Raw genomic sequence first — 15311 nt, 5'->3', positions numbered from 1 at the left:
GCCGGGAACGGAGGCTGTCGCACTGACAGCGACCGATTCAGCGTCGCGAGCTGTCAAAGCGGCTGATACAGGCAAAGTACAAGGAGTTGGGGAAATGGAAGCACAACGACACGATCACCTGGAGCTCAACGCCAGAGCGGATCTTTCTCCCGAATCAGTGGATCGGGAAGAATCCACATTAGAAACCAAAAAAAGCCGTCCCCGGAGCAAAACGGCAAAAAAAAGCGCCGAAACAATCTCTCACAAAACCAGCGCTTCGAAAGCCACTTCGAAAGCGTCTACGACGAAAACCTCCCAGAAAACACCTATCCGTACAACGGATGATGCCCGCGGGCAAAAAAATCTCGATGCTACCCAGCTATATCTCAACGAAATCGGTTTTTCTCCTCTGCTGACCGCAGAAGAAGAAGTTTACTACGCACGTAAAGCCCTGCGAGGCGACGCGGCCGCGCGTAAGCGCATGATTGAGAGCAACCTTCGACTGGTTGTAAAAATCGCCCGCCGTTATGTCAGCCGCGGACTGGCTTTGCTGGACCTAATAGAAGAGGGCAACCTCGGTCTGATCCGCGCGGTGGAAAAATTTGATCCGGAACGCGGTTTCCGTTTCTCTACCTACGCCACCTGGTGGATTCGCCAGACCATCGAACGCGCCATCATGAACCAGACACGTACCATCCGTCTGCCGATTCATGTGGTGAAAGAACTCAACGTCTATCTGCGCGCATCTCGTGAGCTGGCCCAGAAACTGGATCACGAACCCAGTGCGGAAGAAATTGCCAACCTGCTGGAAAAGCCGGTAGAAGATGTTGAAAGAATGCTCGGGCTCAACGAGCGCGTGACTTCTGTCGATACGCCCATCGGCCCTTCCTCGGAAAAGACACTGGTCGATACCATTCCGGATCAACAGGAATCAGACCCGGCGGAATTGCTGCAGGACAAGGACCTGTTCGACAGCATCAACCGCTGGCTCAGCGAGCTTCCGGACAAGCAGTGTGAAGTGGTTTCCCGCCGGTTTGGTCTGCGTGGATACGAGGCCAGCACCCTGGAAGAAGTAGGGCGTGAAATTGGTCTGACGCGGGAGCGTGTACGCCAGATTCAGGTGGACGCACTGAAACGTCTGCGTGAAGTGATGGAAGCCCAGGGGCTGGATGGAATGTCACTGTTCGCCAATCTTTGATGGGTTGCCCCCCGGCTGGTGACCAACCGGGGCATCCCATCAGAGATAGAGAAAGCGCAACCGGTTCCTCCCCTCTCATTGACTTTGTTAAAACCCGCAATCCAGATTGCGGGTTTTTTCGTTGTGGCCTTTTTCTGATGGCTACTGCTTATTTCTGCTTCCAGCGCCCCAGGTTGTCCTGGTAATACTCACCGCTGGAAAGACGGGACTCCAGTTTTTCCGCCGCACGTGCTGCCACCTGGCTAATGTCGATGTTATTGCGCTTGGCGATGGCGGCATACTCCCGTTTGCGTTTGGCGTTCACCTCTGCCACCAGTGCATCTACTTCTGGCGAGCTGTCCTGCACTACGGCGATATAACCACTGTTCGCTTCGCCGACCACGCCTTTGCTCTGGGCCTCTTTCAGGGATATTGCGGCGGCGGGCAGGGCGATTAGCAGGGTGAGAGAAAAAAGCCCGGAAATCAGTTTTTTCACCAATGGTTTCATGGCTGTCAGTTTCCTTTTCTCGTTCATCAGAAAATTCCTTCTTTATCTTCAAACAGGCTGTCCAGTTCCTTGTCTACCTTGACGCGAATTTCGTGCTCAATTTTCACGTTGAGATTGACGGTGATGGGCTCACTGGGGGCCTGCACGGCGACCGTGGGCGTACAGGCGCTGGTAGCCGCCAGGCCGAGCGCCAGCAGCAAGCAAAGTGCCGGGCGCTTGAGGATTCCTGTCTGATTCACTGAATACTCCCGTATATCTTCAGGGGTTTGCTCAGGATTCCCTGATGGTCCATGGATGGCATCTGGGAACTGTTGATGATTACTATAGATACTGCCGGATTAACCGTAACTGAACAGTGTACCGAATTCGGTGCCATCTCGCGCAGATGGTTGAATCGGTTACTGAACCTGCTGCTCCAGTACGTCTGTGAGGTCCCGGCTGGCCTGCAGTGAGCGCAACATGGTGGGAATGTTGTTTTCAAGGTTCAGGTTGATGATCAGGTCCCGATTGGCATCAATGGCCTTACTGCGGCCGGTCAATTTCAAGTTCAGGTTCAGGTCGCCACTTAACGGGTAAGTAATGGTGCCATTTATATCCCGGTAGTTGTAATCCTCCAGCGCGCCGGCAAGGAGTTTCAGCTGGGGGTTACTGCCGAGCATAGCGGGCGAAAAAGCGCCGTAGTAGCGCAAGCGGCCACCGGGTGGGCGGGATTGGATGGTGCCATTCTCAACAGTGACACCCTGCTTGTCGGTGACCAGCGGGATCCGTGCGTCGAGCAGACCGCTGGCGGCAAAGTTCTGGGATTCCATTTCCCGGGCAAGGGCGCCGATGGCGATGCCGGTAAACTGGAGCTGGGAGCGGCGCTCTTCGCCGTTGAGATTCCAGGTTAATTTGTCTGACGTCAGAACGCCTTCGAGCAACTCTGCGGCAAAATTTTGCAATGTCAGGTCGCCTGTCGGGTCCAGGGCGAGTGCGAAGTGCAGGTTGTTCACCGCCACGCCCACATCTGCGGTATTGATCGATACCGGTGCGGGTTTTTCAGTAGACCAGCGGTTGCCACGCTGTTGTAGTGTTATCTCGGTATTGACGCCCACAATGAAGCTTTCACCGACTTGAAGCCCTGTCTCCTTCATTGCCAGAACGGCGTGATCTTGCCCTTGCTCCGGCCAGTTGAGTTGCGCAGACCCACTCAGCGTGCCGTCGACTATGTCCGCAGGTAAGCCGTGCACCGCCTGGCTCAAGGTGTTGTTTGGTGAGAACGTGGTCTCCGGCAGCGTCAGCTGCAGCTTGCCTTGGCCCGTTTCGAGACTGTGGGTCCACACGGAATCCACCTTCAGTGGCCCGGCGGCAGCCTGCCCGCTTCCCGCAAGCAGACCGTCGGCAAGTGCCATACGGCCACTGGCAGCGATACTCGATTTGAATTGGTCGATGGCTAATATGTTCAGGTTTTCTCCACGAAACCGTGCCTGGATATTAACGCCAAACTGTTTGCCGGTGGTGTTCTTCAGCGCAACTTCCTCAAGGAAAACCGCACCACTGATCCGGCTGTCTTCCAGTGCCAGCGGTGCGATACTCAGTGCCAGTTGGGGAATTTTACAGGCGGTTTCCTGCTCGCTTATCCGGCATGCAGCCTGTTGGGTGAATAACTCAGGAGCGGAAATCGTCGCGGGGCCCGAGGTTATTTTAGCGGCGACAAGGTTGAGGTTGTTAAACGTGTACTCCGTATGGTCAGTATCCTCGGGATGTTTGACCGCAACTGATGTTTCAAAATCCAGCTGTTCCACAGCCGTCGCGGCGTCAACCAGATTCAGCCTGTTCAGGCTGGTCTTCAGGGAAATCGCGCAATCAACAGCGGGCAAACGTGTGCACAAGCCTCTGCTGACCGTGCCCGCGAGGATTGGCGGGTATTCAGTATTTTTGCCTGGGTTCTTGTTGTGTTCAGTGGCTTTGAATTCGAGATCGGAGAGTTTCAGTGTGACTGCGCCGGGAATCTTATCAGCAGAGACAATCAACGGCTTGCTGGCTCGAACCTGGACTTGTGCGCCTTTCCAGCCAATCGCCGCCAGTGGATTTTCTTGTTCTGGCAAGGAAACTCGAAACTCTAATGGTGCTGTCAGCTCAATTTGCGTGGAAAGCTGCTCGAATGTCGCTGGGGTCTTTCCAGCAGAAAGACTTTCCAGTGAGGGGAGTAAAGCGCTTCCGGTAAATCGGTGGCGACCGCTGAGCCCGTTCAGCCGGTAGTCGCCGAGAGTGGACTTCCACTTCGCACCGGACAATAGCGGAGCAATTTGGGACAGATCGTAGTGTCCATCAAAGCGGATTGCATGGCGGGCTACTGGAGTGCGTTCGCTCGTGCCAAGCGCAACGTGAACCTGCAGTAGCGGACTTGAGAATACGCCGTCCGCTTGCGGGTGCTCGATTTTGGGCGTGAGCTGAAGGGTGAAATCGCCCTGTGCACTTTTTACCGCCAGCGGGGAAACGGTCGCCAGGTGAACGGTCAGCGGAGAGCTGGCGGAATATTGTAGCGCCAGTGGAACACCGGCAAGGTTTTCCGGTAGTACTGTGGAGAGCGCCGGTGTGGCGAGTGTTGCGATCAGGTCGGTCAGGTCTGCAGTACTCCCGAATTTGTCCGGGACTTGCCCCGTAAGTCCCAGTTCAATCTGCCCCGTCACGGATTGAAGCAGTGCACTCCAGTCCAGCGTTTCGGTGCCATTGGTTTGGGGGCTCAGGGGGATTTCCAGTTCTTCGATCAGCTGTTTTATTGGTTGCGATTTGACCGCAAGGCGACTTTTCAGGGTCCACTCGTCTTGCGCAGTGTCGTTCTTCCCTGTCTTCGCCCGGTTTAGCGTGGCGTGAAAATTTGCTACTGAATCCTCCCCGTGTGACAGTTGCCACTGAACACTGGGTTGACGCACTTCCGGATTTTGGAACGTCAGATTGATCGCGCAATCGGCGCACTGAGAGCTACGGATCTGTCCCGATAATTTCTGGCCGGAGGGCTGCGACTCTGGGGCGTTTTGGAATGACAGGGTGAGATAGCCGTCGAACCTTTCGTCCCAGTAAAGCTGCTCGATCGCCAGGGCACTCAGGGGGATATTGCTCAGTGTGCGCAGTATGTCATTGATCGAAAATTGTTCGCTGTCCGAGGGGATGTTTGAGGTATTGCCTCCGGAAGACCGCGTGTTACTGGCAGTTGTACCGGAGTGTGGTGTTTCCGGTTCCGCTGAATTTTTGAGGTCCTGGTCGGGAGCGTGCACGGTTACTCGGGCGACCCGCAGCTGGCCCAACGCCGATGCGGTTGGCTCTTTTTCTCCCTTTTTGCCGTTTGTCGCGCGTCGCATTGCGCGAATTGTTGTTCTGAGGCCCATTAATTGCACGTCATCAATGCTGATGCGCAACCCGGTATCGGTAATCAGAATCAGGTGGTCAAACTGTGCGCTAATCTGGTTGTTCTGGCGGTTAAGAGTCAGCCCGCGTAACTCGGACACGGAGATTCCGTGCAGCTGATGGTTGACCACCGCGGGCAACCAGTGGTGCCGGCTCAACCAGCCGGAAATACCCGCCAGCAGGGCCAGCATCAGTATACCGGCGAAAATAATCGAAAGGCGGGAGACAACGCGCACGAAAACCTCGGTTGACCGACTTGAGAATCGGCGACTAAATGTAGAGACTTGTTCTGAGAATAATGACAGAGGCAGTAATTGTGAAATACATGATGACAGTTTTACGCGCTGGTTTCAGAGTGCGCCGGAAATCACTGGCGGCAGTTGCCATAGCGCTTGTGGGCACATTGTCTCTTGCTGGTGGTGTCCATGGATACGACCGCGTGAATGGCGAAGGGTTCGCCAGCCGCTCTCCGGTACTGGCGACCCAGGGAATGGCCGCCACCAGCCAACCCCTGGCGACACAGGTGGCATTGGATATCCTCAAAAAGGGGGGTAGTGCAGTGGATGCGGCCATCGCCGCCAATGCGGTGCAGGGGCTGATGGAGCCCACGGGCAACGGCATTGGCGGGGATCTGTTCGCGATTGTCTGGAGCGCGGAAGACAAAAAGCTGCACGGTCTGAACGCCAGCGGACGATCGCCGAAATCGTTGCCGTTCAGCTACTTTGCCGACAATAATCTCGACAAAATCCCGTCTCACGGGCCATTGCCCGTGTCTGTACCGGGCGCGGTGGATGGCTGGTTCGAATTGCATGAGAAGTTTGGCAAGCTGCCGATGAAGGATCTGTTGGCGCCGGCTATTTCCTACGCCAACAAAGGTTTCCCCGTTACGCAGCTGGTGGCCTATTACTGGAATCGCTCGGTACCGATCCTGGAAAAATTTCCGGGCTTCCGCGAGACCTACATGCCCGATGGCCGCGCGCCAAGAGAGGGCGAGCTGTTTCGCAACCCGCGCCTGGCAAAAACTCTGCAGCAGATCGCCGATGGCGGTCGCGATGCCTTTTATAAAGGCGATATTGCCCGGGAAATCGATCGCTACATGAAGGCCAATGACGGGTTTCTTTTCTATGAGGACCTGGCCAGCCACACGTCTGACTGGATTGATCCAGTCTCCACAAATTACCGTGGTTTCGATGTCTGGGAACTGCCACCGAACGGGCAGGGTATCGCCGCCTTGCAGATTCTGAACATCATTGAGCATTACGATCTGAAAAAGCTCGGCCGTACCAGTCCCGAGTATGTGCACCTGTTTACCGAGGCGAAAAAGATCGCATTTGAAGACCGCGCCAAATATTACGCGGATCCTGACTTCAACAAACTGCCGGTGCAGGAGCTAATCTCCAAGCAGTATGCAGACAAGCGCCGCAAACTGATTAATCCGGACAAGGCAGCAAAGCGCTACGATGCGGGCAATGTGGCACTGCGCCACGGGGATACCATCTATCTGACCACCGCCGATAAAGACGGCAATATGGTCTCACTGATCCAGAGTAATTACCGGGGTATGGGCTCGGGTATGACGCCGGGGGAGCTCGGCTTTATTCTCCAGGATCGGGGGGAAATGTTTAGCCTGAAAGAAGGGCATTTCAATCAGTATGCGCCGGGCAAGCGGCCCTTCCACACCATTATTCCCGCGTTTGTCACAAAAGACGGAAAACCCTGGCTCAGCTTTGGCGTCATGGGTGGGGCGACCCAGCCGCAGATGCACGCTCAGATTGTCATCAATATGGTGGACTTTGGCCTGAATGTTCAGGAAGCGGGGGATGCGCCGCGGATACTGCACAGTGGCTCAAGTCAGCCTACGGGTGAAATGATGGAAGACGGTGGTTACCTGAGCCTGGAAGACGGTTTTCCCATGGAGACCCGCCGCAAACTGGTCCAGATGGGACACCAGATCCGCTTTGAGAGCGGCCCCTACGGTGGCTACCAGGCCATATTGAAATCAGACCAGGGCGTTTATCACGGCGCATCGGAAAGTCGCAAAGACGGCCATGCTGCCGGCTATTAATCGAAAGAGTGGATGTAACACGCGAATGAAACACGCTAAGCCAAGCACGATTTACTTGAAGGACTATCAGGCCCCAGAGTATCTGATAGACAGTACCGAGCTGACATTTGATCTGGACCCCCACGCCACCCTGGTAAAGTCGCGCCTCAAAGTGCGTCGCAATCCAGACGCCGCAAAGGCTGGCGAGAAAGAGTATCCCCCCTTGTGGCTGGATGGCGTTGATCTGGAGTTGCTGTCCATTGCGGAAGACGGTGAGCTACTCCCCGCTCAACGGTACCAGGAGATGAACGGGGGGCTTGCCCTGTCGGTCGATAAGCCCGGGTTTGAACTGGAAATCCAGACACGTATCGCACCGGAATCCAACACTTCCCTGGAAGGTCTGTACTTGTCCAACGGTATGTACTGTACCCAGTGTGAGGCGGAAGGTTTTCGTAAAATCACCTTCTATCCGGACCGCCCGGATGTGATGTCGGTGTTCACTACCACCATTGTTGCACCGGCCAAGTACCCGGTGCTGCTTTCCAATGGCAACAAAGTCGATAGTGGCTCAACAGATGACGGCCGCTTGCGTGTCACCTGGGAAGACCCCTTTGCCAAGCCTTCCTATCTGTTCGCGCTGGTGGCGGGGGACCTTCAGTATGTCGAGGATTCCTTTACCTCCGCCAGCGGTCGAGAAGTGAAACTGCAGCTGTTCACTGAAGCGCGCAACATCGGAAAATGCGCGCACGCCATGGCCTCCCTCAAGCACGCGATGCGCTGGGATGAGGAGGTATATGGCCGCGAATATGATCTGGATATTTTCATGATCGTGGCGGTAGACCATTTCAATATGGGTGCTATGGAAAACAAAGGGCTGAATATTTTTAATTCTGCCTGTGTGTTGGCAAGCCCGGAAACCGCGACCGACGCCGCTTTCCAGCGCATCGAATCCATCGTTGCCCACGAGTATTTTCACAACTGGTCTGGCAATCGGGTGACCTGTAGAGACTGGTTTCAATTGAGCCTGAAAGAAGGGTTTACCGTGTTCCGGGATGCGGAGTTTTCTGCGGATATGAACTCCCGGGCGGTCAAGCGGATTGAAGATGTCACGCTCTTGCGCACCGCCCAGTTTGCCGAAGATGCCGGACCCATGTCTCACCCTGTCCGCCCGGAATCCTATATGGAGATCTCCAATTTCTACACGCTCACAGTGTATGAAAAGGGCGCGGAAGTGGTGCGGATGATTCACACCATTCTCGGGGCGGAGGCATTTCGCCGGGGCAGTGATCTGTACTTCGATCGCCACGATGGCAATGCCGTTACCTGCGAGGATTTTGTCGCAGCCATGGAGGACGCCAATAATGCCGACCTCAAACAGTTCCGCCGTTGGTACAGTCAGGCGGGGACGCCAGTGGTAGAAGCCACGGATGAATACGACAGCGAGAGCTCGACCTACAGCCTTACGTTGCGCCAGCATACGCCGGCAACCCCGGGTCAGGAGCAAAAGTTGCCGCTGCATATCCCGGTCGCCGTTGGCCTGCTGGGGGAGGGCGGCAAAGCGCTGCCAGTGAATGAGTCCGGAAGCACTGAGGTTGTTCTTCATCTTACCGAAGCCAGCCAGACATTCACGTTCCACAAGATTGGGGAGCAGCCGTTGCCATCGCTACTGCGTGGTTTCTCCGCCCCGGTGAAACTTCGCTATGGATACAGCAGTGAGCAACTGAAATTCTTGATGCAGCATGACCAGGATGAGTTCAATCGCTGGGACGCATGCCAACGCCTGGCACTGAATACATTGGCTTCGCTGCAAGTCCAGTTCCGTGCCGGTGAGCCTCTGGAAAGTCCCACTGCACTGATTGACGGATTCTCCGCGCTCCTCGACAGCACAGAGCTGGACCCGGCACTGATTGCCAAGATGCTCGCGCTACCCAGCGCGCAGGAGCTGGCCGAGCAAGGCGACGGGATTGATGCTGCGGCGATTATTGCCGCGCGAGACTTCGCCCGCCAATCGATCGCGCAGTCACTCAAGCCGCAGTTCCTTGCGCGTTACCAAGCGCTGGATCAACGCAAGGAGTATCAGCCAACCGCCGCCGATATTGCGCAACGCAGCCTGAAAAATACCTGCCTCGCATATCTGAGTATCACTGGTGATGAGGATGCGCAGGCCCTGGCGAAAACCCAGTTCCAGCGCGACGAAAATATGACGGACGTATCCGCCGCGCTGGCGTCCATGGTGGAGTACGGGCCGCGGTCAACTGCGGAGCGGTCACTGGAATCCTTTTATCAGCAGTGGCAGCAGGACACTCAGGTGGTGGAAAGCTGGTTTGGCCTGCAGTCCAGTAGCGCAAGCTTCGGCACGCTGGATCGAGTACAGCAGTTGATGGCGCATCCGGCATTCGAACTTAAAAACCCGAACAAGGTGCGCGCGGTGGTGGGAGGCTTCGCCATGCGAAACTTCAGGCAGTTCCACCGGGAAGATGGCAGTGGTTACGAGTTCCTGGCAGATCAGGTCATTGCGCTGGACAAGTTGAATCCACAGATTGCCTCTCGTCTGGTTACGCCGTTGACGCGCTGGAAAAAATATCGCGCGGAAGAAGGCAAACAGATTCACTGTGCGTTACAGCGAATTGCGGACAGTGGTGAATTGTCTGGCGATCTGTATGAGGTGGTGAGTAAAAGCCTCAGCTGACCGGGTCAGCTTGCGATCGTGAAATAAGGATTAAGGGGCCATCGGCCCCTTAATTTATGGACTTGACGTTTGGCTTTGATATTTGGCTTTGATATTTGGCTTCGATGTTTGGTTTCGACTACTGGATACGATGCTCGCCCGCATCTTCGCCTTCGGTATTCCGCTCCTGCCCCAGTTCCGTCAGTGTCAGAATACCTCGATCGAGTTTTATCTCGGTTTGAGATGTGTAGTCTGGAAAAAACTGGGCGACCTTATTGTGCTTCTTCAGCGCAGCGACAACGGAATTGATCACCATAAAGTGACAGAAAACCAAGGTGGTGTGGTCGGGGTTCCCTAACACGTCGGGTGATTTACTGCCCGGGCCTTCCAGCCCGGAAAGGTAGCTTAGCAGTCCTTCACGCCACAGGTTCTGTGCAGGCGTCAGGCTGGTCCAGCTGTCGTTGAGGAACTGGCGAATCCATGCGCCACGTTTTTCCAGCGGCACGCCTTGAGGAGAAGGAATTTCAATGACATCGGGAACCTGGTGAATCTCTTTACCCCAGTGCGTGGCGACGGGGATGGCGGTTTGCAGCGCGCGGGATTTTGGGCTGCTGACCAGCGTTACGTCCCGGCCACCGGGAAAACGCCTGTCGAGACTCGCAATCAGTTCCTGGGCCTGCTGTTGACCGCGCTCGGTCAGGCCTGGGTCAGCATCGGTGGCGGACTTCGCAGCTTCACCATGGCGGATTAGAATAATCTGGTGCAAACGCTGGGCCTCCCTGGTATTTGTCAGTATCTGTCCATCATAACCGACATCGACGAGGCCGACCGATCTGGCTACAGAAACCCGTTCATGCGCGTATCTTCCATGTCATTCCAGAGTTGGTGTAGTGCGTCGAGATCCAGAGAGTGATTCTGGGTATCCCCGAACTGGCGGCTGTGGCCCTGTTCGAAGCCGGGCCAGTCTTCCCCGGGATTACCAGATTCGGCGAAACTCAGCCAGGCATTGCGCATGGTGTTGCTGAGTGTCTGGGGCTCTGCCTCGCCGCCATATAGATGCTGAAGAGAACTGTGACTGTGGGTGCCGAACACATAGCCCAATTCCGCAGCGTGGCACGCGCCCAGTAGTGGTTGCGCACTCAAGGGTTGGGAAAAGTGGTAGTGGAAGCGCTGGCCGCGGTGTGCCTGAAGCAGGCGTAAGCCCGGTACGGTGAACACCATATCGGTCAGCATCAGATTCCAGGTCCGGCTCCACAGGGGCCAGGGATTGTCCGGCTGTGACTCCGCCCGATGCCGGTAGTGATCGAGTAGCGCGGTGATCAATGGTCGGGGGAGTATGTTTTGCAGGTGGCCGCGAATCTGCTGGTCGTCCAGGGTCAGGGTCTCCGGGCGCGCCGCACTGAACAGGTTCCACTCGTCGCGGTTGCTACCGACCATTATCGCCACATTGGCACCGGCACCACTGCGCAGCGCTTCTACCGGTGTCTGCTGAAGCAGTGTTCCGTCCAGGACTGGTTTAAAGGGCAGGTGCCCCCAGTTAGCATCGACATTAGAGTCATTCAACAGTGCTTCCTGAGCCCGCAGAATCTCACGGGTCGTAGGGCGCTGTCGGATTGGTTTGCCGTTGCGTACGTCTGCCAGTAGCTCACAGAATTTTTCCGCCAGTCCGGCGGCTTTTCGTTTGCTGTGAAGGATGCCCGGGTTGCCGCTTTGCACTATGGCCTTGTGAAACTCCTGCCCACACAGAGGTTGGCCGCTTTCGGTGTGTGCCGAAAATAACGATGCAATGGACATGGCGCCGGCAGATTCACCAAACAGAGTGATGTTGTCCGGATCGCCGCCAAAAGCCGCAATGTTTTCTCGCACCCAGCGGAGCGCGGCGATCTGGTCCTTCAGCCCTTCATTGCCGGAAGCAGGCACATCGATATGATCGCAAAGGCGCAGAAAGCCGAGCGCGCCCAAGCGGTAGTTGAGGGTGACTACGATGGCGCGACCGGTTTCTGCAAGATAGCGGCCGTTGTACAGTGCCTGGCAGCCAGAGCCCAGATAGAAGGATCCCCCGTGTATCCATACCATTACCGGAAGTTGATCGCGGGTTGGCGTTACCGGCGCATATATATTCAGGTACAGGCAATCTTCACTGTCCGGCGCTTCGCCATCTGGTCCGCTGACATCAAACAGTGGAGAAGGGTTTTGTGGCGCTGGCATACCGTAGCGGGTCGCCTGGCGTACCTGCTTCCAGGTGGGGTGCGGTTGGGGAGGGTGCCAGCGTAGTTCGCCCACTGGGGGAAGCGCGTAAGGCACACCAAGAAACTGTACTACGGATCCGGCTTCGTCCATCTTTCCTTTTAGCGGGCCGCAGGGAGCATCCACAATCCTGGAGTGCTCGGCACCATCAGAAATCCGCATAATGGGTTCTATCCTTCGTCAACGTTCTTACCCGGCAAGTATAGAAGCTGTCACATTCGAGTTCGTTTCTCGCTGTGTGACCAAAATATTGCCGAAGTGAAAAAAGCGAAACTAACGTGTGAATTCGGTTGCAATGGAAGATAAGTCCGATATGATTAAATGATTCCTGTCAATTATATGTATCGGTTTTCCAAGCTGATTTCGAAACATATTTCGAATCAACGACAAGTAGAGACAACCTGTGAACCTGATTACCCCCCTCAACACCCCGTATCGCCGCGGACCATACTCCGTCGACGCTGCCGACGTGTGCGTGGTGGTATCTCTATCAATGTATCTCTCTGCCTGCACTTGGCTATGCAAATCTCTGTGTAAACACCTGTCCACAACTGCGACCTGTGCTGCTGTGGCGATGCGAGTGCGCAGAATGATTACCTGACAGTGAACAATTTTTTTGTGCTGGAGGGTTGATCAAAACCCTCCAGGAAAAAACCCGGAGGGTTCTGCCCTCCGGGTTTTTTTATGCCGAAAATTTGGGAGATACGGCAATGGACAGGCAATGGTGGCAATCACTGTACGGCTTACCGCCCCTGATATGGATCGTTTTACTTGGCAGCTTTTTTGGTCGCGGCACCTATTTCATGGTGTGGCCCTTTCTGGCGATCCTGCTACATGAAAAATTTGCACTGGGCCCCGGCGCCATCGGTGTGATTCTCAGCGTCTCGGCGATGGCTTCCGCAGTGCTGGGGTTCTACGTTGGCGCGCTATCTGATCGCTACGGTCGGCGCAGTATTCTGATTCTGGGCACGGCGATTAATGCGGTTGCCTTTCTTGTGCTGTCGGTTGCCGAATCCCTTACGGCCTTTGTGGTGTCGATCACTCTGTGCTCGGTGGGCCGTGCAATCTGGGAGCCACCGGCGAGCGCATTGTTTGGCGATCTTATTCAGGAGAAAAAGAGCCGTGAGCTGGCGCTTCAATTCCGTTATTTCCTGATCAACGTGGGGGCGGCGCTCGGACCGATCATCGGTGTTTGGGCGGGTATCAGTGCACAGCAGTCCACGTTTGGATTGACGGCGCTGAGCTATCTGCTGCTGTGCCTCGGGTTTGTATGGGCATTCAAATATTCCGTGGCGGGCAGAGCATCGGCTGCGCAAAAGCACACAGTGACAGACTTTTCCGGGACGCTACGTGTTCTTCGACAGGACCGAGTCTTTCTGGTGATCGTGCTGGCGAATATTTTAACCCTGTTTATTTATGCCCACTTTGATACCAGCCTGGTGCAGTATCTGACGCAGTTACAGACGCCAGCGCTGATCGGATTGATCTCTAGCATGATCCTGATAAACGCATCGACCATCGTGTTTCTGCAGTTTCCACTGTTACGTTTGATGCGGGGATTGTGTGTTAACAAGCGGATGATGCTCGGCGTGATTATTCTGGCAGCGGGGCAGGTCTGGTTTGCACTAAATCCGGTTCACTGGAACTACGGCTGGCTCGGCGCCACTTTTATTGTCAGTGTGGCGGAAGCAATTCTGTTTCCCACGATGAGTATTCAGGTAGATCGAATGGCTCCCAACCATCTGCGCGGTAGCTATTTTGGTGCTTCTTCCTTTTATTCCTTTGGTTGGTCCAGTGCGCCGCTTGTGGGCGGCTTTATCATCGAATGGTTCGGAGGGAGTTTTCTCTACTGGAGCATGTTTATCCTTTGTGGGCTGGTGCTGACACTCTATCGCCACAGCTACCGGCTGAGTGAGGCGCTGCCACGCCCGCTCAGTTCGAGCGGGGAGGTTGAAGGCACGCTGGAAAAATCGACTGCGACATAAAAAGTGGAATTGCCTCAAGGTCGTGCCGCGACGTTTGCCAATTTGGCGCTCGATGGTTCCCTGGGGCATATATTCACTTTCTCATTTTTTGTGCGTTTGCTTGAAGAAATTGAATAACTCATCCATACCAATATATGTCTGATTAAAAATTAGACATATGGGGTAAAGTTTGCACTCTCAATTGGGGCTGGTTTTGGGTGAGGGTGCCGCTTTGTCAACATTGGTCAGGATCTCATCAGTGGATGATGAAAAAAGTAGGTAGGCAGGATGCAAACCCAGGTAGTCGATAAGTCGAGCGGCGTCCTGAGTTCATTTGATTCCACCAACGTGGTTTTGAACTCACCAGGTTTCGTCAAACTTGCATTGGCGCAAGACGACATAGTGGCCTTTTCCAGGGCCGGGGACGATCTGATTATTCAGCTGGAAAATGGCGAAATAGTCACGATCGAAAATTTTTATCTCGCGGATTCCGGCAGCACGCAGAGTGATCTTTTTCTTGAAGATCCGGAGTCCGGTACGGTGTTGCTCGCTCAGCAGGGTGTGGATGGTTCCATATTCTCCATGGCGCAGGTCAGCAGTGGTGCTGACCTGGCGGGCGTGGTTCCACCCACAGGGGACGTTGTGTGCCCATGGGTGTGGGCTGGGCTGGCTGCGCTGGGGATCGTAGGGATAGCGGCAGCAGTCGATGATGACGATAGCAACGAAGGGACCTTCGAACCCTTCGTTGAGCCGGTTCCACCGCCGCCGCCCACTTCTTCGCCTCCGCCCGTATCTGAGCCACCGCCGGTATCCGAGCCGCCGCCCGTATCTGAGCCACCGCCGGTATCCGAGCCGCCGCCGGTATCCGAGCCACCGCCGGTATCCGAACCACCGCCCGTAGGTCCGCCGCCACCCGATGGCGATGCCGACGCAGATTCTGATGCTGACGCCGACGCAGATACCGATGCAGACGCAGATGCCGATGCGGATACCGATGCAGACGCAGATGCCGATGCGGATACCGATGCCGACGCAGATGCCGATGCGGATACCGATGCCGACGCAGATGCCGACGCGGATACCGATGCAGATGCCGATGCGGATACCGATGCAGACGCAGATGCCGACGCGGATACCGATGCAGACGCAGATGCTGATGCGGATACCGATGCCGATGCAGACGCAGATGCCGACGCAGATACAGATGCCGACGCTGATGCCGATGCCGATGCGGACGCCGATGCCGATACTGATGCCGACGCCGACGCCGACGCCGACGCCGACGCCGACGCCGACGCCGACGCCGACGCCGACGCCGACGCCGACGCCGACGCCGA

General features: G+C 55.7%; 10 protein-coding genes. 5 read left to right on the top strand and 5 right to left on the bottom strand.

What is annotated here, in order from left to right:
• Positions 1 to 94: 94 nt before the first annotated feature.
• Positions 95 to 1177, top strand: coding sequence for an RNA polymerase sigma factor RpoS (rpoS, locus tag Q1A74_RS17300; RefSeq protein WP_299599309.1), 1083 nt, complete (start codon positions 95 to 97; stop codon positions 1175 to 1177).
• Between the two features lie 148 nt (positions 1178 to 1325).
• Here the strand turns inward: rpoS and Q1A74_RS17295 are convergent, their stop codons facing one another.
• The 3 genes from Q1A74_RS17295 to Q1A74_RS17285 form a co-directional block, all read right to left on the bottom strand.
• Complete coding sequence (locus tag Q1A74_RS17295) at positions 1326 to 1691, bottom strand: YdbL family protein (protein ID WP_299599307.1); 366 nt, start codon at positions 1689 to 1691, stop codon at positions 1326 to 1328.
• Positions 1691 to 1903 carry a YnbE family lipoprotein gene (locus tag Q1A74_RS17290; protein ID WP_299599305.1) on the bottom strand — a complete coding sequence of 71 codons (213 nt, stop codon included), beginning with the start codon at positions 1901 to 1903 and terminating at the stop codon, positions 1691 to 1693. Before Q1A74_RS17290 ends, Q1A74_RS17295 begins: the two co-directional genes overlap by 1 nt.
• Before the next feature lie 159 nt (positions 1904 to 2062).
• On the bottom strand, positions 2063 to 5287 hold the full coding sequence (locus Q1A74_RS17285; protein WP_299599303.1) for a YdbH domain-containing protein: 3225 nt from the start codon (positions 5285 to 5287) through the stop codon (positions 2063 to 2065).
• A 119-nt stretch (positions 5288 to 5406) separates the two neighbouring features.
• Here Q1A74_RS17285 and ggt point away from each other — a divergent pair, with 119 nt between their 5' ends.
• Positions 5407 to 7116 (top strand): gamma-glutamyltransferase, encoded by a 1710-nt coding sequence (ggt, locus tag Q1A74_RS17280; protein WP_299599301.1) that lies wholly within the window; start codon positions 5407 to 5409, stop codon positions 7114 to 7116.
• A 25-nt stretch (positions 7117 to 7141) separates the two neighbouring features.
• On the top strand, positions 7142 to 9784 hold the full coding sequence (gene pepN, locus Q1A74_RS17275) for an aminopeptidase N (RefSeq protein ID WP_299599299.1): 2643 nt from the start codon (positions 7142 to 7144) through the stop codon (positions 9782 to 9784).
• Positions 9785 to 9902: 118 nt separating this feature from the next.
• On the opposite strand, the gene Q1A74_RS17270 is transcribed toward pepN, so the two are convergent.
• Together Q1A74_RS17270 and Q1A74_RS17265 are read right to left on the bottom strand one after the other, a co-directional pair.
• A complete protein-coding gene (locus Q1A74_RS17270; RefSeq protein ID WP_299599297.1) occupies positions 9903 to 10529 on the bottom strand; it encodes a histidine phosphatase family protein in 627 nt (208 codons plus the stop codon).
• Between the two features lie 71 nt (positions 10530 to 10600).
• Entirely contained in the window at positions 10601 to 12172 is a 1572-nt protein-coding gene (locus Q1A74_RS17265; RefSeq protein WP_299599295.1) for a carboxylesterase family protein, read from the bottom strand.
• Positions 12173 to 12639: 467 nt separating this feature from the next.
• Between Q1A74_RS17265 and Q1A74_RS17260 the strand changes: the two genes are divergently transcribed.
• Together Q1A74_RS17260 and Q1A74_RS17255 are read left to right on the top strand one after the other, a co-directional pair.
• Positions 12640 to 13995 (top strand): MFS transporter, encoded by a 1356-nt coding sequence (locus Q1A74_RS17260; RefSeq protein ID WP_299599293.1) that lies wholly within the window; start codon positions 12640 to 12642, stop codon positions 13993 to 13995.
• Between the two features lie 267 nt (positions 13996 to 14262).
• The coding region (locus Q1A74_RS17255) for a BapA prefix-like domain-containing protein (RefSeq protein WP_299599291.1) at positions 14263 to 15311 on the top strand (1049 nt) is incomplete at its 3' end.

This window comes from uncultured Microbulbifer sp., from assembly GCF_947504145.1.
Taxonomy (GTDB): Bacteria; Pseudomonadota; Gammaproteobacteria; order Pseudomonadales; family Cellvibrionaceae; genus Microbulbifer.
This window is presented reverse-complemented; position numbering and strand designations above follow the sequence as displayed.